Source organism: Aequorivita iocasae (genome assembly GCF_016757735.1).
GTDB lineage: Bacteria > Bacteroidota > Bacteroidia > Flavobacteriales > Flavobacteriaceae > Aequorivita > Aequorivita iocasae.
The window spans coordinates 816,548-838,800 of sequence record NZ_CP068439.1; the positions used below are offsets into that span (position 1 = coordinate 816,548).

The window sequence follows — 22,253 nt, forward strand, 5'->3', positions numbered from 1 at the left end:
TCTTATGCCTAACCCAAACTTTCTTAAATTCTATTCGTCGCCTTTTAATGCATTCCAACCGCGTGCAATCAAAGGTATTTTTGTTCCCGCACGGCTAATTAAATGTATCCCCTCCTTTTCATCGGTTATGTGTCCAATAACTGTTAAATGTGGGTTTGCCTTTATTTTGGGAAAATCTTCCGTGCTAATTGTGAAGAGCAATTCATAATCCTCACCTCCGCTCAAGGCTATTGTAGTACTGTCAAGGTTAAACTCCTCGCAAGCGGAAATAACTTGTGGATCTAATGGAATTTTATCTTCGTATAAGTTGCAACCAACCTTTGAGTTTTTGCAGATGTGCAATATTTCTGAGGAAAGTCCATCGCTAATATCAATCATTGCGGTAGGTTTCACGCCAAGTTCCTTTAATAGATTTGGAATATCTTTTCTAGCCTCTGGTTTTAATTGACGTTCTACCAAATAGGCGTAGGGCTCCAAATCTGCCTTTGAGTTTGGGTTCACCTTAAAAACTTCCTTTTCGCGCTCCAAGATCTGAAGCCCCATATAGGCTCCACCCAGATCGCCGGTCACAACCAATAAATCATTTTCTTTGGCTCCACTTCTATAGATTGCCTCGCCTTTATTTACGGTTCCTAAAGCTGTAATGCTTATCAGCAATCCTCTAGTTGACGATGTGGTGTCACCACCTACAACATCTACGTTGTAAATTTTTGCTGCAGTCTGAACGCCTGCATATAATATTTCCAAAGCTTCCACAGGAAATCTGTTTGAAACCGCAATACTCACGGTTATTTGAGTGGGTTCGGCATTCATGGCATATACATCTGAAAGATTTACAATAACGGCCTTATACCCTAAATGCTTTAAGGGGACATAGCTTAAATCAAAATGTACTCCTTCCAACAGTAAATCAGTAGTTACCACTATTTCTTTTTTCGAATCAGCGGAAATAACAGCTGCATCATCGCCAATTCCTTTTACGGTTGACTTTTGTTTTATTTTGAAGTTTTTGGTCAGATGGTCAATAAGCCCAAATTCGCCCAAATTTGAAATGCTCGTGTGGGAATTGTCTTTGTTTTCAAACATATTGCAGGTTTCTAAAAGATTTTTGCAAAAATACACTAACATAACCAATAACAAGAAGCTTCTGCATACTTTAAGATACACTTAGGATTTTTGATTAACAGTAACCCTAAGTAATATTATACTAATATTTAACCTTTTGCGTTTGTAAAATAGGCTATAATATAGTTACATTTAGCCCTTTTTAAAACTTATACCTTACACATGAAAAGATTACTACCCCTTTTAGCAGTATTATTGAGTGCAATAACATTTGCACAAACCCCTTGTCAAAATGGAAATGCTGGACCTTATCCGTGTAACGGATTGGACCTTCAATCGCGAATTGGCCTAAATGTTTTTGGAACTGACCGCGGAAACGATTCTTGGGGGTGGACTGATCCACAAGACGGAAAAGAATATGCCCTTATGGGCTTAGGAAACGGTACTGCCTTTGTGGATATTACCGATCCCGTAAACCCCATCTATCTTGGAAAGCTTCCAACACATACGGATCCAAGCACCTGGAGAGATATTAAAGTATATAACAATTACGCTTTTATAGTAAGTGAAGCTAGTGGACACGGAATTCAAGTTTTTGACTTAACGCGTTTGCGCAATGTCTCGAATGCTCCTGAGACTTTTACTGAAGATGCACATTACAACGGTTTTGGGCATTGCCATAATTTGGTTATTAATGAAGAAACCGGTTACGCATATGGAGTAGGCACAAGTTCCTTCAGCGGAGGCCCTCACTTTGTCAATATTCAAGACCCATTAAATCCTGTAGCGGCAGGTGGATTTAGCGGAGACAATTACTGTCACGATGCCCAAGTAGTTATCTACAATGGCCCTGATACAGATTACACTGGACGTGAAATCTTCTTTGGAAGTAATGAAGATAGAGTATCCATTGTAGATGTAACCAACAAGTCTAACCCAATTGGAATATCTAATGGTTTTTACAGTAGTGTAGATTATACCCACCAAGGCTGGCTTACTGAAGACCAGCGCTACTTTATAATTGGAGACGAATTGGACGAATCTGCGTTTGGATTTAATACCAGAACCATAATTTTTGATGTAACCGACCTTGACAACCCAGTAGTTCATTTTGAATATGAAGCCGATAATGAGGCCATAGACCATAATGGATACGTAAAAGGAGATGAGTTTTATCTTGCCAGCTACCGTGCAGGCTTAAGAGTTTTTGATATCAGCAATATTGGCGGCGAAGAAATGGTTGAAACTAAATTTTTTGACACCTATCCAAACAATAACTCTACAAACTTTGACGGAGCTTGGAGTGTTTATCCTTATTTCGCCAGTGGTAATATTGTAATCAGTGATATTGACAGAGGACTCTTTATAGTTAGGGATTCTTCATTAGGAGTAAATGAAAACGCCACTTCAAATTTTGCAATCTACCCAAACCCTGCAAAAGATATTGTAAATATTACGTCTAAAACAGAACTTATAAACCAAGTTGAAATCTTCAATATGCTCGGACAAAAAGTGTTGGATCTAAGTTTTGACCAAAATCTTTCAGAAAATGTGGATGTTTCAAACCTTCAAGCTGGTATGTATGTAATGAAGGTTAATGCTTCTACGACAAAACGATTGCTAATAGACTAAAAAAATTGTTTATCCCCATTATGCTAATTTTTAAAAACTCCAAATTAAAAGCACTTTCTTTACTGCTTACTATTCCGCTATTTTTATTTTCCTGTGGAAAGGATGATGGCAACGAGCCCGAACCAGAAATAAATGGCGAAATAGAGCTTGTGAAGACCTATGGGGGCAGCGGCATTGATGAAGCAGTTTCTATTATAGAAGCCAATGATGGAAGCTACATGGTGCTTGGCACCACGCGAAGCACTGATGGTGATGTAACAGGCAGAAGCGGTACCGACAGTGACTTTTGGCTCGTTAAAATTGCCAAAACTGGCGATATTATTTGGAGCAAAACCTACGGAGGCAGCGATGATGAAAGTGCCTCTCGCATAACCAAAACAAATGACGGTGGCTACCTTTTAAGCGGGTTTACTACAAGTAATGATGGAGACGTTTCTGAAAATGAAGGATTTCAAGATTATTGGGTGGTAAAGGTTGACGCAGCCGGCACTATATTATGGGAAGAAAATTTTGGTTTTTCTGGAAGCGACCAAGCCTATAAAGCTTTTCAAACTTCAGACGGAGGGTATTTTGTAACCGGCTTTTTTGACGTTTCCGCAAGTGGTGGGGGCGGAAATGACGTGGGCAGAGGAACCCTTCACGGAGTTGGTGAATTTTGGGGCATAAAACTCAAAGCAGATGGCACCAAAGAATGGCGACGTTACTTTGGGGGCACCAATAACGACAGAAGCTATGACGCTGTTGAAACGGATGATGGCGGTTTTTTAATGACAGGCACTTCAGAAAGCGTTGATTTTGACAAAACCGATCCGAAAGGAACTTATGATTATTGGGCAGTAAGATTGACAGCTACAGGAGATTTGGTCTGGACCAAATCTTTTGGCGGCAATGAGATAGACAATTCTTATGCCTCAATAAAAACCCAGGACGGTAACTATATTATGGTGGGAGACTCTAGGAGTGCCGACCAAGACGTGACTTCCCCCCGTGGAAATGCCGATGCATGGATGGTAAAATTTGATGACAATGGCAGTAAAATTTGGCAAAAATCGTTCGGTGGTTCACAATTTGATACCGCACATAGTATTGTGCAGCGTTCCAATGGAGATTACATTCTTTCCGGACACAGCAGAAGCAATGATATAGACTTAACAACAAATAATGGTGTTAACGATGCCTGGATTTTTGTAGTGGATGAAAACGGAGTCTTGAAATTTCAGAAAAGCATTGGCGGCTCCGGATTGGATTTTGCCTCGGAAGCTATCGAAACCACTGATAATAAAATTGTAGCAGTAGGTAATACAGAAAGCAACGATGTGGATATCCCAATGAATAAAGGCTCTAAAGATTTTTTATTAATTAAACTAAAATAAAATCAACATTTAAAAACCCATTAATTTAACCTATGAAAAAATTAGCTTTATTACTTATATTGGCATTTATTGCTTTTGGTTGCAGCAATAATGACGATGATTCATCACCTGAAGTCCTGGGATGTACCGATCCAAATTCCTTGAATTACAATCCAGATGCCACTAAAGATGACGACTCGTGTGTGTATGAAAAAAATGTCACTTTTGCATTTACACAAAATTGGGCAGGAACACCTGTGACTGCAGCTGATTTTAACTCATCAGTGTATCAAAATCAAGCTGGAAATTACCTATCTATTTCAAAACTTCGCTATTTAATTTCAAGAATATCTCTCCATAAAGCGGATGGCACAACAGTTGATTTTCTAGAATATAATTTAGTTGATTTAACCGACCCTTCAACTTTAACACTATCGCCAGCATTAAATGTGATTACGGGAGATTATACTGGAATTTCCTTTATTTATGGTTTTAATCAAGCAGACAATATGAGCGGAGCTTACCCAGACTTGAATGCCGCAAACTGGAACTGGCCATCAATGCTTGGTGGTGGATATCATTTTATGCAAATGGAAGGATCATTTGATGACGCAGCCGGAGCACCTCAACCGTACGCATATCACCATGGTACCGCAAGAGTAAGCGAAGGAGTTTTTGAGCAAAATTTTATTGCTTTTGAATTTGACCAAAACTTTACCATAACCGATGATGCAACCATTGAAATTAAAATGGATATTTCAGAATGGTATAAAAACCCACTCACTTGGGATTTAAATGACCGCAGCGTTGATTTAATGATGAACTATCTTGCCCAAAAAGACATGCAAAGAAATGGCGCCACTGTTTTTAGCATTGGTGAGATTACACAGTAATTAAAAATGAAGGAACGGTCCATGCAAATGTTTCGATTAATATTTGGATTGCTAGCCTTGAGCTTGGTTACAGCTTGTTCAAGCGATCCAGATCCCGTGGAACCTAGTGAAGACTATACACCCACTCCGAAACCATTGACCGTTCCTCCCATTTTTGAACGTTTATTGCCCCCCCCAACTATTCCTGCAGACAATCCCCAGACCGTAGAAGGGATTGCGCTGGGGAAAAAATTATTTTTTGACCCCATCCTCTCTGGAGATGGAACCCAAGCCTGCGCATCTTGCCACAAGCCGGCAAATTCATTTACCGACGATTTACAATTCAGCGTGGGGATAGATGGAATTGAGGGAACACGCAATTCTATGCCGCTTTTTAATATGGCATGGAATGGAAATGAAAAGTTCTTTTGGGACGGCCGTGCTACGAGTATTGAAGCACAAGCGCTAGAACCCGTAACCAATCCTATTGAAATGCACAATACCTGGGAAAATGCAGTGGCAAGTTTACAGGGCCATGCAACCTATCCCGAATTATTCTACAAAGCATTTGGAACGAGAAATATTACAAAAGAGCTAACCGCTAAAGCAATTGCGCAATTTGAGCGTACGCTAATTTCCGCAAATTCTCCATTTGACAAATATTTGCAGGGAGAAGGTACCCTTACGCCTCAAGAACTGAATGGTTTTCAAATATTCATGGATGAAACCCGAGGCGATTGCTTCCACTGCCACGGAAACGAAAACAGCCCCTTGTGGACCGATAATATTTTTCACAACAATGGTCTTGATGCAATTATCACAGACAAAGGTCTAGGCAATGTTACCGGAGACCCCAGCCAAGATGGATGGTTTAAATCTCCTTCTTTACGAAACCTGGCCTATACAGCTCCTTACATGCACGATGGCCGCTTTGCTACTTTGGATGAAGTGATAAACCATTATAGCGAAGGTCTTGTGTACTCACCAACAATTGATCCCCTTATGAAAGCGGTATCTCGAGGTGGGGTACAATTATCAGAATCTGAAAAAGCAGACTTAAAAGCTTTTCTTCTTTCGCTTTCAGACCCTTCGTTTATCAATAATCCAGATTTTCAGGATCCAAATTGATATTTTAAGCTTTTTCAGCTTTAAAGAATTACAAAACCTACTTGTTAATTATTGTTTAAAACTATTGCTCTATAGTTTTAAAATCCCGCATCTGTATGGTTAAAAGTGCGAATTGATGTATATTTGCCGTCTAATTTAGAATTAATCTACATATGGTTAAGATAAGCGAAAGCGCCAAAACAAAAATCGCGCAATTGATGGCGGAAGAAGGCTTCAATATTGCCGAGGATTTTGTGCGCGTGGGCGTGAAAAGTGGTGGCTGTTCTGGATTGAGCTACGAATTGAAGTTTGATCACAATTTAGGCGAAAACGACAAGCTTTTTGAAGAAGACCAAGTAAAAATAGCCATCGACAAAAAGAGCTTTTTATATTTAGTAGGCACCACTCTTGAATACAGTGGAGGCCTGAATGGAAAAGGATTTGTGTTCAATAACCCAAATGCAAATCGCACCTGTGGCTGCGGTGAGTCTTTTTCACTTTAAAAAAATTAATGAGGATGAGCAAGTATACCGAAGACGATTTAAAGAAAGAACTGGAAACCAAGGAGTATGAATATGGTTTTTATACCGATATAGAGTCTGACACCTTCCCGGTTGGATTGAACGAAGAAATTGTACGCGCTATTTCAAAAAAGAAAGAAGAACCCGAATGGATGACTGAATGGCGCCTGGAATCTTTCCGCTATTGGCAGGAAATGGTAGAGCCAGATTGGGCAAACGTACATTATGAAAAACCCAACTTCCAGAATATTTCCTATTATTCCGCACCAAACAAAAAGCCAAAATACAACAGTATTGATGAAGTTGATCCCGAACTGTTGGACACTTTCAAAAGGCTCGGAATTTCTTTGGACGAACAAAAAAAACTAGCTGGAGTAGCTGTAGATATTGTAATGGATTCTGTTTCGGTTACAACTACCTTTAAAAAAACCTTGGCGGAAAAAGGAATTATTTTTTGCTCTATTTCCGAGGCTATAAAAGAACACCCAGAATTGGTAAAAAAATACCTAGGAACTGTAGTGCCACAACGGGATAATTTTTATGCCGCTTTAAACAGCGCTGTTTTCAGTGATGGTTCTTTTTGCTACATACCAAAAGGAGTTCGTTGCCCAATGGAGCTTTCTACCTATTTCAGAATTAACCAAGCGGGCACGGGACAATTTGAAAGAACCCTGGTTATTGCAGATGAAGGAAGCTATGTAAGCTATTTGGAAGGCTGTACGGCTCCCAGCCGTGATGAAAATCAATTGCATGCCGCAGTGGTGGAATTGATCGCTCTGGACGATGCCGAAATAAAATATTCAACCGTACAAAACTGGTTTCCCGGAAATAAGGAAGGTAAGGGTGGTGTTTACAATTTTGTTACCAAAAGAGGCCTATGTGAAAAAAACGCAAAAATCTCTTGGACACAGGTGGAAACCGGAAGCGCAGTTACTTGGAAATACCCAAGTTGTGTGTTAAAGGGCGATAATTCTATAGGTGAATTTTATTCAATTGCCGTTACCAACAATTTTCAACAGGCAGATACGGGAACAAAAATGATACACATTGGCAAAAACACAAAAAGTACCATTATTTCCAAAGGCATATCAGCTGGAAAATCACAGAACAGCTATCGCGGATTGGTAAAGATTATGCCAAATGCAGACAATGCCCGCAATTTTTCCCAATGTGACTCATTGTTAATGGGCAACAGTTGTGGAGCACATACCTTTCCCTACATTGAGGCCAAAAACAAAACTGCCCAAATAGAACATGAGGCTACTACAAGTAAAATTGGTGAAGACCAAATTTTCTATTGCAACCAGCGTGGAATTGAAACCGAAAAGGCCATTGCTCTTATAGTAAATGGTTTCAGCAAGGAAGTGTTAAACAAACTCCCGATGGAGTTTGCTGTAGAGGCCCAGAAACTTTTAGAAATCAGTCTGGAAGGATCGGTTGGATAACAATTTATTGAGATATATAAAAATTTAAAAAACGGCTATATTTTATGAAAAAAATCATCTTGTTATTAGCGCTTTCACTATCAATTTTTTCCTGTAAAAATTCTGAGGAGAAAAAAGAGGAAACCCAAGAAGTTACAGTTGGTACAGTTGAAAAATCCAAAGCCTATAAAGGAGACTTTATCGATTCAAACGGAGTAATGGTGCTAATGGGCAATAATTTTATCTATGGCGTCAAGCGCAATTCGCTTTCAGAACAATTATCCAAACAAGTCGCTGCAATAAAGCAAAATGATATGGATATGGTAAATGTAATCGTACGTGGCAACGTTACGGAAAACACCGATAGCGAAAGTGAATGGGAAGAGATTATTACCATTACCGAAATAATGAATGTCGCCACTAAACCTTCAGATGAAGTAATTAAACTAAACGAAACAACAAAGAATAATTAAAATGCTAAAGATTAAAGATTTACACGCCGGGCTGGAAGGAAAGGATATACTGCAAGGTATTAATTTAGAAGTGAAAGCGGGTGAAGTACACGCAATAATGGGCCCCAACGGTTCTGGCAAGAGCACCTTGGCATCTGTTGTAGCCGGCAAAGAGGAATTTGATGTAACCAGAGGCTATATCACTTTTGAAAACGAAGATATATCTGAATTGGATCCAGAAGAGAGAGCTCATAAAGGAATCTTTCTATCCTTTCAATATCCTGTTGAAATTCCGGGTGTTTCAGTTACAAACTTTATAAAAACCGCAATCAACGAAACCCGCAAATCAAAAGGCCAAGAAGATATGCCAGCTTCTGAAATGCTGAAAATGATCAAGGAAAAGGCAGATATGCTGGAAATTGATAGAAAATTTCTTTCACGATCCTTAAACGAAGGTTTTTCCGGAGGAGAAAAGAAACGAAACGAAATCTTTCAAATGGCAATGATGGAACCCAAACTCGCCATTCTTGATGAAACTGATTCAGGATTGGATATTGACGCCCTTAAAATTGTGGCAAATGGTGTAAACAAATTGAAGAGCCAGGACAATGCAGTAATCGTCATCACCCACTATCAGCGCCTTTTGGATTATATAGTTCCAGATTTTGTACATGTACTAATGAACGGGAAAATAGTAAAATCCGGTAGCAAGCAACTTGCTTATGAACTTGAAGAGAAAGGCTACGACTGGATTAAAGAGGAATTGGTTTAACAATTGAATCCTAAATTCTGAATTGAAAAAAATGAGTTTTAAAGACAAATTATTATCATCATACATCGCCCTCGAAGACTATTTGGAGTTTGATTCGCCATTGCACGATGTGCGCAACAATGCTATTAAAATCTTTGAAGAAAAAGGGTTTCCAACGAAGAAAGATGAAGCGTGGAAATATACTTCGTTAAATTCCCTGCTGAAGCCTAATTATAGCATTTATTCAAACAAAGAGCGTAATGTTGAGCTAAAAAATGTTCGCAAGTATTTTCTGCACGAAATAGACACTTACAAGCTTGTTTTTGTGGATGGTGTATATAATTCCTTTCTTTCAGAAACGACGCACGATTCGCTTGATGTTTGCTTAATGTCCGCAGCCTTGAACAAAAGCAAGTACAAACCAATCATTGAAACCTATTTCAACAAAGCTGCTAAAAGCGACAGCCTAACTTCGCTCAATACTGCTTTCACAAAAGAAGGCGCTTACATTCATATTCCCGCTCACAAAGAAGTGGAAAAGCCCATTGAAATAATCAATTTTTCTACCGGAAATGAAGCCGCAATGTTTTTACAACCCCGCAATTTAATTGTGGTTGGCGAAAACGCCCACGTTCAAATAATAGAACGACACCAAAGCCTTTCCGGCAATGAAGTTCTCACCAATTCGGTTACAGAGATCTTTGCCGAAAAACGCGCTTACGTAGATTATTATAAAATTCAAAACGACGAAGCCACCGCCTCGTTAATTGATAACACCTATATTTCACAACAACGCGATACCGTTTGCCGCGTGCATACTTTCGCCTTTGGTGGAAAATTAGTGCGCAACAACCTCAACTTTTTCCAAAAAGGAGAACACTGTGATTCTACATTAAAAGGAATCACAATTCTGGAAGGCAAACAACATACAGACCACAACACATTGGTACACCACATTGCACCCAATTGTGAAAGCCACCAAGACTATAAAGGACTCTTTGCGGAAGCTTCCACAGGAGTTTTCAACGGTAAAATTATTGTTGAAAAAGATGCGCAAAAAATTGACGCCTTTCAGCAAAACAATAATATTTTGATTGACGATAAAGCAACGATCAACGCCAAACCTCAGCTGGAAATTTTTGCTGACGATGTAAAATGCTCGCACGGCTGTACCATTGGCCAATTTGATGAAGACGCACTATTCTACTTGCGCAGCCGCGGAATTGGGTTGAAAGAATCACGCGCTTTGTTGATGTATGCTTTTGCCAATACTGTGTTGGAAAGTGTAAAAATTCCAGAATTGAAGGTGCGAATCAACAAACTTATTGCCAATAAAATTGGGGTTAGTTTGGGGTTTGAGCTTTAAAAATGATTTCTTTTCATGAGCATTGATATCCAAAGAATCCGCAAAGATTTCCCCATACTTTCCCGAAAGGTAAACGGATATCCGCTGGTATATCTGGACAATGCCGCAACGTCGCAAAAACCGCAACAGGTTATTGATTGCATTGTGGATTATTACAGCAACTACAATGCAAATATCCATCGTGGCGTACATACCCTTTCACAGGAAGCGACAGACGCATACGAAGGAGCTAGAAGAAAAATCCAAAACCATTTTAATGCAAAACAAGCCTATGAAATCGTCTTTACAGCCGGGACCACCCACGGAATAAACCTGGTTGCAAATGGTTTTTCTGAAATTCTAAAAAAAGGCGATGAAATTCTAGTTTCGGCATTGGAGCACCACAGCAATATTGTGCCGTGGCAAATGCTTTGCGAAAAAACTGGAGCCATACTGAAAGTAATTCCGATGAATGAGGAAGGTATTTTGGTTTTTTCGGAATACGAAAAGTTGCTTACCACGAAAACAAAACTGGTTTTTGTAAACCATATTTCAAACGCCTTGGGAACCATAAATCCCATTGCTGAAATCATTGAAAAAGCCCATAAAGTGGGAGCTGCGGTGTTAATAGACGGGGCGCAATCCTGTTCGCATATAAAACCCGATCTTCAGAAACTGAATGTAGATTTTTACGTAACCTCAGCCCACAAAATGTGCGGCCCAACCGGTGTTGGCATCCTTTATATGAAAGAAGCATGGGGCAACAAATTGTCGCCGTATCAAGGTGGCGGCGAAATGATTACCGATGTAACTTTTGAGAAAACTACCTATGCCGCGCTTCCGCATAAATTTGAAGCGGGAACGCCCAATATTTGTGGCGGAATTGCTTTTGGAGCTGCAATTGATTATCTTAACGCAATTGGCTTTAACGCAATTGAAAAGTACGAAAACGAACTTTTAAAATACGCCACCCAAAAACTTTTAGAAATTGAAGGTTTAAAAATTTATGGCACCGGCCCTGCTAAAACCTCGGTTATTTCCTTCAATATTGAAGGGATACATCCGTATGATATTGGAACCATTGTGGACAAATTGGGCATTGCCGTACGCACAGGCCACCACTGCGCACAACCTATTATGGATTTTTATAAAATTCCGGGTACGGTGCGGGCTTCCTTTGCGTTTTACAATACTTTGGAAGAAGTGGACGCATTGGTAGCAGCGGTAAAAAAAGCTAAAATGATGTTAAGTTGAACCTTAACCTACGCTTAAAACTTGAACTTTGACATCTAACTTTTAAAACATATCATTATGAAAGCACTTGCCACAGTTTCAATTTTACTATTTGTAATAATTTTTACAGGTTGCGACGAAACAAAAAAAGTAATTGACGTAGCTGGAAGCGTTCAACTAACGGGCAGTTATACCGTAAATTCAATAAATGGAAAGAAACTGGAAAATACAAAGAATCCAACCTTTACACTTTCTGCAATAGATAATTCTTTTCGGGGAACAACAGGTTGCAATTCAGTTTTTGGGAATTACACAATTGATCTTTACAGCATTAATTTTGGCGATTTAGCAGTGAGCGAAAAGATGTGCATGGACAAAAATATAATGAACACGGAGAGAGATTTTTTGAATGCATTGAACAACACCGGAACATACGGTTTACAAAACGGAGTTTTAACCCTTTATTCCAAAACAGATCGAAGTGTACTTTTAAGTGCAACCAAAGATTCAAATGAATAAAATTTTATGACGATTGAAGCAATACAGGAAGAATTAATTGACGAGTTTTCAATGTTTGAAGACTGGATGCAGCGCTATGAATATATGATAGACCTCGGCAAGTCGCTTCCATTAATTGATGAAAATTTAAAGACCGAAGATAAATTGATAAAAGGCTGCCAAAGCAAAGTGTGGCTCAATTCTGAAATGAGGGACGGCAAAGTTATTTTCACCGCAGATAGTGACGCCATAATCACCAAAGGTATTATCGCGGTTTTGATTCGCGTTTTTTCCCATCAAAAACCACAGGCTATCTTAGATGCAAATACAGATTTTATTGATGAAATAGGGCTAAAGGAACACCTCTCGCCCACCCGTGCAAACGGCCTGGTGTCGATGATAAAGCAAATGAAAATGTATGCCTTGGCATATCAAACACAACTTAATAATTAAAGTAATGGAAACAGAAATAGACATGACCGAGTTGGGCGAAAAAATAGTTACAGTCCTTAAAACCATTTACGATCCCGAAATACCTGTAGATATCTATGAGCTTGGACTTATTTATGACGTTTTCATTAATGAAGACCGCGAGGTAAAAATATTGATGACGCTCACTACACCAAACTGTCCCGTAGCAGAAAGCTTGCCCCTGGAAGTTGAGGAAAAAGTAAAATCCATGAAAATGATTAAAGATGCAGAAGTAGAAATTACTTTTGATCCCCCATGGAGCCAAGACTTAATGAGCGAAGAAGCCAAGCTGGAACTTGGGATGCTTTGAAAAAGGCTGTAGGCTTTAGGCAAAATAAAACCTCATAATACTAATAACTTTTCAAAGTGTCTGAAGAAATAATAAATCGCGTAGCGAACAGCAAGCTTGTAACCTTTGATCTTGAGGAAATTTATCCCAAAGGAGAAAGGGTTTCGTTTGATATTTCACAATGGTTGCTGGAAGGTATGGTGCTTCGTGAAAATAGTTTTCGGGAAGAGGCCGCTCAACACGATTGGAGCCAATATGACAATAAATACGTTGCTCTATTTTGCAGCACAGATGCAATCGTTCCCGGATGGGCTTACTTGTTATTATCACTTCATTTGGCGCCTTTTGCCAAAAAAATTACCGTTGGCACTTGGGAAGAACTGGAGAGCATTCTTTTTGCGGAAGTACTTCAAAACTTGGATATTTCAGAATATAAAGACAAGCCTGTAATAATTAAAGGTTGCGCCCATAAACCTATTCCGCAGAACGCCTATGTTCTTTTGGCGCAAAAATTACAACCGATTGCCAAAAGTATTATGTATGGAGAAGCATGTTCTTCAGTTCCACTTTTCAAGAAAAGCAAGAACCGTTAAAATTTTCTATCAAAATATTTAATAAAGAGTAAGTACTTTTGCAAAAACAAAACCTTTTATAACGATGAAGAAACTTTTACTTCTGGCAGTACTTTTTGCTGCGCCAATGGCCATAATTGCCCAAGAAGAAACCCCAAAAGATACCATCCCCAATGGTTGGACGCGTGCGGGAAACCTTTCCTTATTATTCAACCAAGCTGCCTTTAACGCAGAATGGACTGGTGGCGGAACATCCAATTATTCGGGAAACCTTTCACTTACATATGATTTTAATTATAAGCACGACAAACTTAGCTGGAACAACAGGCTGATAGGTGAATATGGGCTTACCAAAAACAAGGATGATAAATATTCCCGGAAAACCAATGATCGCTTGGAACTAAACTCTATTCTTGGCCAACAGATAAAAGAAAGCAATTGGTATTATTCATTGTTCCTGAACTTTAAAACACAATTTGCAAAAGGCTATGAGTTTAATAGCGACTTGAATCCTGAAGACGAAGGCTACCGTACAGAAACCACTCACATTCTCTCACCCGCATACCTTCAGTTTGGGCCGGGTTTCCTTTGGAAGAAAAGTGATAATCTGTATGTGAATATTTCTCCCGCAACGGCTAAATTCATTTTGGTTGATAAAGACTTTACAGCTGTAGATGAAACTGTACCCGGGGCTTTAGATGCTTATAACGAGAATAAATATTTTGGCGTTGACGCAAACGAAAGCTCCCGTTTTGAATTTGGCGCCTCAATTTCTGCTTATGCCAAATTTGATATTATGGCAAATATTTCCGCAGAAAACATTTTGAACCTGTATTCCAATTATTTGGAAGACTCCCAAAACGTGGATGTGGACTACACCTTTAACCTTGTTATGAAGGTGAATAGATATATCTCTTCAAACGTAACCTTTCAGGCTATTTATGACGATAATGCGGTACAAGGTTTCCAAATACGTGAAACTTTGGGCGTGGGATTGACCTACGGATTTTAAAAAATGCAAATAACAAAAAGCCGACTTAAAAAATATGAGTCGGCTTTTTTCATAGTTTAAATTTTAGGGTGTTTCATCTTCTTCCGTGTACTCATCATACAAAAAGTTGTTATAAGGGAAGCGTGTGGTGTGTATTTCCTTTACTTTTTCATAAACAAGTTTTCGAAATTCGTTAAAATTTTCTTTGTTCAATGCTGAAATAAAGATAGCATCTCCGTTAAGTTTGGCCATCCAGGTTTGTTTCCATTCTTCCAAAGTATAATGCGCCTTTGTTTTTTCGGTCATCAAATCGTCATCCTCAATTTTCTCAGGATCATAGACGTCAATTTTATTGAAAACCATAATAGTAGGTTTATCTGCACTGCCAATCTCTTCTAAAATTTTATTGACCGAATCGATATGGTGCTCAAAAGATGGGTGGCTAATATCTACAACGTGCAACAGTAGGTCAGCTTCGCGAACCTCATCAAGTGTGCTTTTAAAGGATTCTACAAGTTGTGTGGGCAATTTGCGGATAAAACCAACGGTATCGGTAAGTAAAAACGGAAGGTTCCCAATTACTACTTTGCGAACGGTAGTATCAAGTGTTGCAAAAAGTTTGTTTTCGGCAAAAACGTCGCTTTTGCTAATTACGTTCATCAATGTAGATTTCCCTACGTTTGTGTAACCTACTAGCGCCACGCGCACCAGCGACCCACGGTTTCCACGTTGCACCTGCATTTGGCGGTCAATTTTTTTCAATTTTTCTTTAAGCAAAGCAATACGGTCGCGAACAATACGTCTGTCTGTTTCGATCTCGGTTTCCCCCGGACCTCGCATCCCAATACCTCCACGTTGGCGTTCCAAGTGGGTCCACATACCTGCAAGGCGTGGCAATAGATATTCGTACTGTGCCAGCTCTACCTGTGTGCGGGCGTAACTTGTTTGGGCACGCTGGGCAAAAATGTCAAGAATTAAATTGGTTCGGTCTATTATTTTACACTGAAGAATTTTTTCAATATTTTTTTGCTGAGCCGGCGAAAGTTCGTCGTCAAAAATTGCGACACCAACCTCGTGTTCATTTACAAAGTCTTTTACCTCATCCAGCTTTCCAGTACCAATAAAAGTTTTGGGGTTGGGTACTTCCATTTTTTGAGTAAAGCGCTTTAGCACCTCTCCCCCCGCAGTATATGCCAGAAACTCAAGTTCATCAAGGTATTCTTCAGATTTTTCTTCATTCTGATATTGGGTTATTAACCCAATTAATACTGTTTTTTCGTAAGAAATGTCTGTTTGTTCAATCATCTTATTTTGATTCTGTTGGCACTGTTCATATTGTATAAGCTATGGATGCTGTTGATAATATTGGAACTATTGTTTCTATATATGAGTACTGATTTTTTGTAATGCTAAATATTTAATCAATAAGGCAAATGTACAAAACAAAGGACAAGTCTTTTTTGTACTTTACAAGCAATTAACAATTATAAAATTTTAAATCTTAAATTTGAAAATCCTCAAACTGTGGTGATGGTCATCCTTTAATACGAAAAATAGTAGTCGGTACTGTTTTCATTCTAGATTATTTTAAGTTATGTCATAAAAAGATAATCACATTAAAGTAAACCCTCTTCTAATAAATTATTGAGACTCAATGTTAGGGAGGACTGAGGCACTTACTTCTTGCTTTTTCTTTAACAAACAAATGCAATAAGCTTTTAATTAACCTATAAAATTTCATATATTTCGGCTCTTAAAAAAAAGTTAACAGTTAATAAATTATAATAACCTCCAATAAAAACTTTATGAATAAAAAATTACCTCTCTATTTACAAAGTTGCTTTCATTTTTTTACCCACAACTTTAAAAGAAAACAATTCCTTCTTTTCTGCTTTTTAACCGTCTCTTTTGCTTCATTTTCTCAGGGGCCAGGATGCCCAAATGTTTATGCTGGAGAAGACGTGGAACTGGACTGTGGACAGTCCTGTACAGATCTTACTGCAAGTTTTTTAGATACTGGAGAAACCACCAGTTATGAAGTTTCTTCCATTCCCTATGACCCGCCATTTCCGTTTACTGGAGGAACTCCAGTATCGGTAAACATCGATGACCGTTGGTCTGAGGCCATTCAGTTGCCATTTGATTTCTGTTTTTTTGGCGAAACTTATACTGAAATGATAATAGGCTCGAACGCGGTAGTTTCTTTTGACCTAATAAACAATATTCCGGGAGGAACTTGTGATTGGTCTTTTGATGAGTCTATACCCGATCCAAACTTATTTTTCACAACCATTTTTGGCCCCTATATGGACGTAGATCCTTCTGTAGGTGGTTCAGGCCAGATCAATTGGACTGTTTTTGGTGAATCTCCTTGCCGTACCATGGTTGTTAACTTCCCAGATATCCCTTATTATAGAAGTGACTGTAATTTTCTAACCCTGACCTCACAGGTAGTTATTTATGAAACTACCAATGTAGTTGAAGTTTACGTTCAAGATAGACCAAATGGATGTACCTGGAATGATGGGAATGCAGTATTAGGGATACAGAATCAGGACGGGAGTCTAGGCTACACCCCCCCAGGAAGAAACACTGGAAACTGGAGTGCCTCAAATGAGGCATGGCGTTTTACTCCCAATGGGATGTCTAATGTAGTTTTCTCTTGGCTTGATGGTGCTGGTACTGTAATAGGTACTGATCCTACTGTTACTGTCTGCCCTACAGATACTTCAACTACCTATACTGCACAAGCTATTTATACCAATTGTAACGGCGATGAGGTGACGGAAACTGACGAGGTAACGGTTACAAGAATAGGGTCATTTTCTGTAGATGTTGGTGATGATATGGACCTTTGCGATGCCCAGAGCTATGATATTACTGCAGAGATTATCGGTGGCGACCCTGCCGATGCGACTTTCTTATGGAGCACTGGCGAAACCACCCAGACCATTACCGTAACTACTTCCGGTACTTATTCCGTAGAAGTTACTATTGGTACTTGTACTGTAACGGCTTCAGTAACTATAAATTTTTATGAAACCCCTCTAATTGAATTAGGTAACGATATTGCCACTTGTTTCTTTGATCCCGTTATTCTCGATGCAACACCGTCAAACTACAACCCAGCCGATGTTACTTACGAATGGAGTTTAGATGGCACTATTCTTCCTGGCGAAACCAATCCTACCATTACTGCTAACAGCTACGGTGTTTATAGTGTACTAGTAAATATTGCTAGCTGCTCCGCCACAGATCAAATTACTATTCTTCCGCAAGACCTTCAGGTTTCCTTGGGCAACGATTTTAGCAGTTGTTTTGAAAATCCTGTAGTTTTAGAGGCTGAAGCATTAGATTTTGATCCTGCCTTAGCAACTTTTGAATGGAGTTTAAATGGAACTATAATTCCTGATGAAACAACAGCTTTCTTAACAGTGACAACCGCTGGCACCTATACCGTTGTAGCTACTGTGGGGGAATGTTCTGCTACCGACACTGTTATTATCACATTGGGTGATGTAGAAATTGAATTGGGCGATGATTTCCAGACCTGTTTTGATCAGCCTGTCATTTTAGATGCATCTCCATCTAATTACGACCCCCAAGAAGCAAATTATGAGTGGAGCTTAAATGGCACAGTACTAGCTGGAGAAGTTAATCCTATGCTCACAATAAGCGAGATAGGCACTTATTCAGTACTGGTTACTGTAGGCAATTGTACAGCTATTGACACTATAACAGTTTCTTTTAGAGATGATCTGGAAGTATCTCTTGGAGAAGATTTCCAAGTATGCGCTAATGAGCCCCGTACGCTAACAGCTACTACGGCAGAAGAGGGAGCCTCCTACCAATGGTTCTTAAATGGCAATTTAATAGGGGATGAAACCAATAGTACCCTTGATATTATGATTGCTCCAGAAACACTAGGCGCACAAACCTATACAGTAGTTATTAGTGTGGGCGGATGCTCTGGAACCGATTCCGTAGACATAAATCTATACGAAGTTGGAAACTGCGTAATATCACAAGGACTTTCACCAAATGGTGATGGTTTTAATGATACATTAGATCTTACATTTTTGAATGATAGAGCCGGTATAAACAAACTCCAAATCTTTAATAGATTAGGAAGCCTGGTTTTTGAGCAGAACAATTACACAAACCAATGGAGAGGCCAAACCAATGATGGCAACGACCTACCCACAGGAACCTATTTCTATGTAATTGACCTTGCTGGTAATGATGCTGTCTATGGCTCCCAAGCTACAGGCTGGATTTATCTTAATCAAGAAGCTAACTAAAAACCATAAATACTTTTTAAACTATCAAAAAGATAAAGATGAAAAAACATATATATATTCTAATTGTATTGATGGCAGTGTTACTCTTTCAGGATACACACGCACAGCAAGACCCTCAGTACACCCAATACATGTACAATATGAACGTGGTAAACCCTGCCTATGCGGGGTCAAAGGAGAGCCTTTCGCTCACCGCGCTTTACCGAAACCAATGGTCGGGAATGGACGAAAACCCCGTTACTTTTACCTTTTCGGCACATTCGCCAATAAGTGAGAAAATAGGTCTCGGCCTTTCGGCAATAAAAGATGAATTGGGGCCAGTAAGTGAAACCAACGTGTACGCAGACTTCTCCTATACTTTGCAATTAGGCAGTACCGTTAAACTTGCTTTGGGTCTAAAAGCCGGAGCTACATTTCACGAGGTTGGCCTAAGCAGTCTGGAACTTCAGGATCCAAACGATCCTTTCTTCTCAGAAGACATAAACAATACCTACCCAAACATTGGTGCGGGTGCTTTCCTGTATGGTGAAAAGTTTTACTTAGGGTTCTCTGTTCCAAATATGCTGAAATCGGTTCACCTAGACGAAAACGGAATCAAGTATGGTTCTGAGACAAACCACTATTTCGCAACCGCAGGATACGTGTTCCAAGTTTCAGAAAACTTTAAACTGAAGCCTTCCGTAATGGTGAAATCTGCTTTTGACGCTCCCGTATCTTATGATGGAAACCTGAATGCGCTATTTTATGACAGATTTGAACTTGGTGCATCTTACAGATTGGACGATTCCTTTAGCGGTTTGGTTGGGTTCCAAATTAACCCGAACATCCGCATAGGCTATGCTTATGACCACGTAACATCAGACCTGAAAACAGTTGGCCCAGCTTCACACGAAGTGGTGCTCACCTTTGACCTGTTCTTTAAGCCACGTGTTTTACGTTCACCAAGATTCTTCTAATAACCAAACAAATTTCATTTAAGATGAACAAGATATATACAATCCTTTTACTCATAGCGGTAAGCAGTACAATGGCTTTCGCACAAAACAGTAAAACTAAAAAGGCAGATCAATACTACGATCGCCTGCAATATACCGATGCCGCCGAAGCCTATCAAAAGCTTTTGAAAAAAGGCGAAGGCAGCACCTACGTTTTTGAACGTTTGGGAAATAGTTATTTCTTTATAAACGATACCAAAAAAGCCGAAACCTATTACAAAAGAGTAATAAAAAAGAAGGATGTTGATCCTGAAACGGTTTACAACTATGCCCAATCGCTTAAGGCGAATGGTAAGTTTGGCGAGTACAACACGTATATGAAGCAATTCGCAGCAATGAAACCGAACGATTCCAGAGCGGTAGCATTTATGAAGAATCCTGACTATCTGCCTGAAATTGTTGACGAAAATTCTCAAAAGTATGCAGCCACAAATCTTGACGCCTTGAATTCAAAATATTCAGATTTTGGCGGAATGGTCGTTGGCAACGATTTCTATTTTACTTCTGCCAGAAACACTTCCCGCAAAAAATACGGATGGAACGAGGAACCATTTTTGGATATTTACAAAGCCTCCATGGTTGGTGGGGTTGAAAAGAACGAATTGCTGTTAAATGGAGACGTAAATACAAAATACCACGAAAGCACCGTAGCGATAACGGCAGACGGCAAACGCATGTATTTTGACCGCAACGATTACTATAATGGCAAATACAAAAAAGACGAAGAAGGCATAAACCAGTTAAATATCTATTATGCCGAAAACGTGAATGGCGAGTGGAAAGACATTAAGCCTGTACCTTTTAACGATCATCAATACTCAAACAGTCATCCAGCTTTAAGTCCAGACGGAAGCACTCTTTACTTTACCAGCGATCGTCCGGGTGGAAAAGGCAAGGCAGACATTTACAAAGTGTCTATAGCAAAAGATGGTACGTTTGGAACCCCTATAAATTTAGGAGATAACATCAATACCGAAGGAAAGGAAGGCTTTCCTTTTGTGGACTCCAATGGCACACTCTACTTTAGCAGCGATGCGCATTTGGGAATGGGCGGACTGGATGTTTTTGCAGCAGAAGCCAACGGAGATTCTTTTGGTGAAGTTAAAAACCTTGGACTTGGAGTTAACAGTAGTGATGATGATTTTGCATATTATTATAGTCCATCCACAGAGGAAGGTTATGTGTCTTCCAACAGAAAAGGCGGCAAGGGAAGTGATGATATCTATAAAATAAAGAAATTGCAATCCTGCGAACTTCTAGTAATGGTTGTTGACGCCGAAACCGGGCAGGCCTTGGCCAATGCCAGATTGGATCTTTTTGATAGCAAAGAGAATAAATTAAAAAGCCAAAATACTGATGCCAATGGTAAGGGAACCTTAGCCGTTGCCTGCAACCAAGCGCACGTAGTCCAGGCTTTTATGGATGGATATGAAAGCAATGCCGAAACTATTGCTGCACAGCGCAGTGGAGAGAAAAATTTACGCATTGCCCTTCGCCCAATTGACGATATCGTAGAAGGCGATATGGTAAAGTTGAACCCAATTCTTTTCGATTTCGACAAGCATAACATCAAGCCACAAGCAGCTTTCGAGCTTGACAAATTGGTAGAATTGATGAAGAAGAATCCTGACATGGTAATTAAAGTGGAAGGCCATACCGATAATCGCGGTACTGAAGCTTATAATATGGACCTCTCTGAAAGACGTGCCAGAAGCACTGTGCAGTATGTGATTTCAAAAGGAATTGCCAAGGATCGTATCAGCGGCCAAGGATTTGGCGAAAGTCGTCCCGCAGTAGCCTGTGCCCCTAACTGTACCGAAGCACAACACCAACAGAACAGACGTTCAGAATTTATTATTGTAAAGCGATAGTTGTTTTATACATAAACTGGTAACCAACCAGAAAAAACCCCTGCTTATTTCCATTGCGGAATGTTGTGGGGGTTTTCTTTTTGAAAAATTGAAATTTGCATAATTTCAACGGATTCCTTTTTCAAAATTTGTTTATAAAGACAAATATTTCGGGACGGAACCTTAGAAAGGAAAAACCTTATCAATAGGAACTGTGAAACAGTTGATTATCTTATTGAAATTAATACTAATGGTTTTTCTTGGGTATCGCTCTATATGTTACTGGATAGTAATAAGTTTGGTGGAGGACTGTATGTTATCCTCCCAACTTCAATTAAATTTGGAAAAAAATCTTTTTTTACTATATTAGCAATTAATATTTCTTCCCTCTTAAAACTAATATTACCAATCTTAAGCCGCTCCTAAGCCGACTGCATGCCAACCCCAAGCCGATCGCATGCCGATATCATGCCGACGTTACTCCCTAGATACCTCACTGGTAACTGGTGGATAAGTCTCTACTACATCCTCA

General features: G+C 39.4%; 20 protein-coding genes. 18 read left to right on the plus strand and 2 right to left on the minus strand.

The window, feature by feature from the left end; all coding sequences use genetic code 11:
* Nucleotides 1–30: 30 nt before the first annotated feature.
* A complete protein-coding gene (gene thiL, locus JK629_RS03880) occupies nt 31–1,086 on the minus strand; it encodes a thiamine-phosphate kinase (protein WP_202337318.1) in 1,056 nt (351 codons plus the stop codon).
* 201 nt (nt 1,087–1,287) lie between these two features.
* Here thiL and JK629_RS03885 point away from each other — a divergent pair, with 201 nt between their 5' ends.
* The 15 genes from JK629_RS03885 (at nt 1,288) to JK629_RS03955 (ending at nt 14,596) form a co-directional block, all read left to right on the plus strand.
* On the plus strand, nt 1,288–2,697 hold the full coding sequence (locus JK629_RS03885) for a choice-of-anchor B family protein (protein WP_202337319.1): 1,410 nt from the start codon (nt 1,288–1,290) through the stop codon (nt 2,695–2,697).
* Between the two features lie 20 nt (nt 2,698–2,717).
* Complete coding sequence (locus JK629_RS03890; RefSeq protein WP_202337320.1) at nt 2,718–4,070, plus strand: hypothetical protein; 1,353 nt, start codon at nt 2,718–2,720, stop codon at nt 4,068–4,070.
* A gap of 32 nt (nt 4,071–4,102) precedes the next feature.
* Nucleotides 4,103–4,942: an MbnP family protein gene (locus tag JK629_RS03895; protein WP_202337321.1), complete on the plus strand. Its 840-nt coding sequence runs from the start codon at nt 4,103–4,105 to the stop codon at nt 4,940–4,942.
* A gap of 6 nt (nt 4,943–4,948) precedes the next feature.
* Nucleotides 4,949–6,049, plus strand: coding sequence for a cytochrome-c peroxidase (locus tag JK629_RS03900; protein ID WP_225626114.1), 1,101 nt, complete (start codon nt 4,949–4,951; stop codon nt 6,047–6,049).
* A 152-nt stretch (nt 6,050–6,201) separates the two neighbouring features.
* A complete protein-coding gene (locus tag JK629_RS03905; protein ID WP_202337322.1) occupies nt 6,202–6,531 on the plus strand; it encodes a HesB/IscA family protein in 330 nt (109 codons plus the stop codon).
* Nucleotides 6,532–6,545: 14 nt separating this feature from the next.
* Nucleotides 6,546–7,994, plus strand: coding sequence for a Fe-S cluster assembly protein SufB (gene sufB / locus JK629_RS03910; protein ID WP_202337323.1), 1,449 nt, complete (start codon nt 6,546–6,548; stop codon nt 7,992–7,994).
* A gap of 44 nt (nt 7,995–8,038) precedes the next feature.
* Nucleotides 8,039–8,446, plus strand: a complete 408-nt coding sequence (locus JK629_RS03915) for a hypothetical protein (protein WP_202337324.1) — start codon at nt 8,039–8,041, stop codon at nt 8,444–8,446.
* A gap of 1 nt (nt 8,447) precedes the next feature.
* Nucleotides 8,448–9,197, plus strand: a complete 750-nt coding sequence (gene sufC, locus JK629_RS03920; protein WP_202337325.1) for a Fe-S cluster assembly ATPase SufC — start codon at nt 8,448–8,450, stop codon at nt 9,195–9,197.
* A 31-nt stretch (nt 9,198–9,228) separates the two neighbouring features.
* Nucleotides 9,229–10,542: a Fe-S cluster assembly protein SufD gene (sufD, locus tag JK629_RS03925; RefSeq protein ID WP_202337326.1), complete on the plus strand. Its 1,314-nt coding sequence runs from the start codon at nt 9,229–9,231 to the stop codon at nt 10,540–10,542.
* A 15-nt stretch (nt 10,543–10,557) separates the two neighbouring features.
* A complete protein-coding gene (locus JK629_RS03930; RefSeq protein WP_317193668.1) occupies nt 10,558–11,775 on the plus strand; it encodes an aminotransferase class V-fold PLP-dependent enzyme in 1,218 nt (405 codons plus the stop codon).
* 57 nt (nt 11,776–11,832) lie between these two features.
* Nucleotides 11,833–12,273 carry an META domain-containing protein gene (locus JK629_RS03935; RefSeq protein ID WP_202337327.1) on the plus strand — a complete coding sequence of 147 codons (441 nt, stop codon included), beginning with the start codon at nt 11,833–11,835 and terminating at the stop codon, nt 12,271–12,273.
* A gap of 6 nt (nt 12,274–12,279) precedes the next feature.
* Nucleotides 12,280–12,705 (plus strand): SufE family protein, encoded by a 426-nt coding sequence (locus JK629_RS03940; protein ID WP_202337328.1) that lies wholly within the window; start codon nt 12,280–12,282, stop codon nt 12,703–12,705.
* 4 nt (nt 12,706–12,709) lie between these two features.
* Complete coding sequence (locus JK629_RS03945; RefSeq protein WP_202337329.1) at nt 12,710–13,033, plus strand: SUF system Fe-S cluster assembly protein; 324 nt, start codon at nt 12,710–12,712, stop codon at nt 13,031–13,033.
* A gap of 56 nt (nt 13,034–13,089) precedes the next feature.
* The gene (locus JK629_RS03950) at nt 13,090–13,605 is read left to right on the plus strand and encodes a DUF2480 family protein (RefSeq protein WP_202337330.1); all 516 of its coding nucleotides are present in this window, start codon (nt 13,090–13,092) and stop codon (nt 13,603–13,605) included.
* Between the two features lie 64 nt (nt 13,606–13,669).
* On the plus strand, nt 13,670–14,596 hold the full coding sequence (locus JK629_RS03955; RefSeq protein WP_202337331.1) for a DUF3078 domain-containing protein: 927 nt from the start codon (nt 13,670–13,672) through the stop codon (nt 14,594–14,596).
* Between the two features lie 63 nt (nt 14,597–14,659).
* On the opposite strand, the gene hflX is transcribed toward JK629_RS03955, so the two are convergent.
* On the minus strand, nt 14,660–15,880 hold the full coding sequence (gene hflX / locus JK629_RS03960; RefSeq protein ID WP_202337332.1) for a GTPase HflX: 1,221 nt from the start codon (nt 15,878–15,880) through the stop codon (nt 14,660–14,662).
* 500 nt (nt 15,881–16,380) lie between these two features.
* Here hflX and JK629_RS03965 point away from each other — a divergent pair, with 500 nt between their 5' ends.
* Genes JK629_RS03965 through JK629_RS03975 form a run of 3 tightly spaced genes read left to right on the plus strand, consistent with a single transcriptional unit; the run spans nt 16,381 to nt 21,742 of the window.
* Complete coding sequence (locus JK629_RS03965) at nt 16,381–18,876, plus strand: gliding motility-associated C-terminal domain-containing protein (protein ID WP_202337333.1); 2,496 nt, start codon at nt 16,381–16,383, stop codon at nt 18,874–18,876.
* Between the two features lie 38 nt (nt 18,877–18,914).
* Nucleotides 18,915–19,832, plus strand: coding sequence for a PorP/SprF family type IX secretion system membrane protein (locus tag JK629_RS03970; RefSeq protein ID WP_202337334.1), 918 nt, complete (start codon nt 18,915–18,917; stop codon nt 19,830–19,832).
* Between the two features lie 23 nt (nt 19,833–19,855).
* Nucleotides 19,856–21,742, plus strand: a complete 1,887-nt coding sequence (locus JK629_RS03975; RefSeq protein WP_202337335.1) for an OmpA family protein — start codon at nt 19,856–19,858, stop codon at nt 21,740–21,742.
* The last annotated feature ends 511 nt before the right edge of the window (nt 21,743–22,253 follow it).

Excerpts from the sequence above, each read along its gene's own strand:
- JK629_RS03885 (WP_202337319.1), top strand. The coding sequence starts at position 1,288 with ATGAAAAGATTACTACCCCTTTTAGCAGTATTATTGAGTGCAATAACA.
- sufB (WP_202337323.1), top strand. The coding sequence starts at position 6,546 with ATGAGCAAGTATACCGAAGACGATTTAAAGAAAGAACTGGAAACCAAG.
- JK629_RS03895 (WP_202337321.1), top strand. The coding sequence starts at position 4,103 with ATGAAAAAATTAGCTTTATTACTTATATTGGCATTTATTGCTTTTGGT.
- JK629_RS03940 (WP_202337328.1), top strand. The coding sequence starts at position 12,280 with ATGACGATTGAAGCAATACAGGAAGAATTAATTGACGAGTTTTCAATG.
- hflX (WP_202337332.1), bottom strand. The coding sequence starts at position 15,880 with ATGATTGAACAAACAGACATTTCTTACGAAAAAACAGTATTAATTGGG.
- JK629_RS03900 (WP_225626114.1), top strand. The coding sequence starts at position 4,949 with ATGAAGGAACGGTCCATGCAAATGTTTCGATTAATATTTGGATTGCTA.
- JK629_RS03915 (WP_202337324.1), top strand. The coding sequence starts at position 8,039 with ATGAAAAAAATCATCTTGTTATTAGCGCTTTCACTATCAATTTTTTCC.
- sufC (WP_202337325.1), top strand. The coding sequence starts at position 8,448 with ATGCTAAAGATTAAAGATTTACACGCCGGGCTGGAAGGAAAGGATATA.
- thiL (WP_202337318.1), bottom strand. The coding sequence starts at position 1,086 with ATGTTTGAAAACAAAGACAATTCCCACACGAGCATTTCAAATTTGGGC.
- JK629_RS03890 (WP_202337320.1), top strand. The coding sequence starts at position 2,718 with ATGCTAATTTTTAAAAACTCCAAATTAAAAGCACTTTCTTTACTGCTT.
- JK629_RS03905 (WP_202337322.1), top strand. The coding sequence starts at position 6,202 with ATGGTTAAGATAAGCGAAAGCGCCAAAACAAAAATCGCGCAATTGATG.
- JK629_RS03970 (WP_202337334.1), top strand. The coding sequence starts at position 18,915 with ATGAAAAAACATATATATATTCTAATTGTATTGATGGCAGTGTTACTC.
- JK629_RS03935 (WP_202337327.1), top strand. The coding sequence starts at position 11,833 with ATGAAAGCACTTGCCACAGTTTCAATTTTACTATTTGTAATAATTTTT.
- JK629_RS03975 (WP_202337335.1), top strand. The coding sequence starts at position 19,856 with ATGAACAAGATATATACAATCCTTTTACTCATAGCGGTAAGCAGTACA.
- JK629_RS03930 (WP_317193668.1), top strand. The coding sequence starts at position 10,558 with ATGAGCATTGATATCCAAAGAATCCGCAAAGATTTCCCCATACTTTCC.
- JK629_RS03955 (WP_202337331.1), top strand. The coding sequence starts at position 13,670 with ATGAAGAAACTTTTACTTCTGGCAGTACTTTTTGCTGCGCCAATGGCC.
- JK629_RS03965 (WP_202337333.1), top strand. The coding sequence starts at position 16,381 with ATGAATAAAAAATTACCTCTCTATTTACAAAGTTGCTTTCATTTTTTT.
- sufD (WP_202337326.1), top strand. The coding sequence starts at position 9,229 with ATGAGTTTTAAAGACAAATTATTATCATCATACATCGCCCTCGAAGAC.
- JK629_RS03945 (WP_202337329.1), top strand. The coding sequence starts at position 12,710 with ATGGAAACAGAAATAGACATGACCGAGTTGGGCGAAAAAATAGTTACA.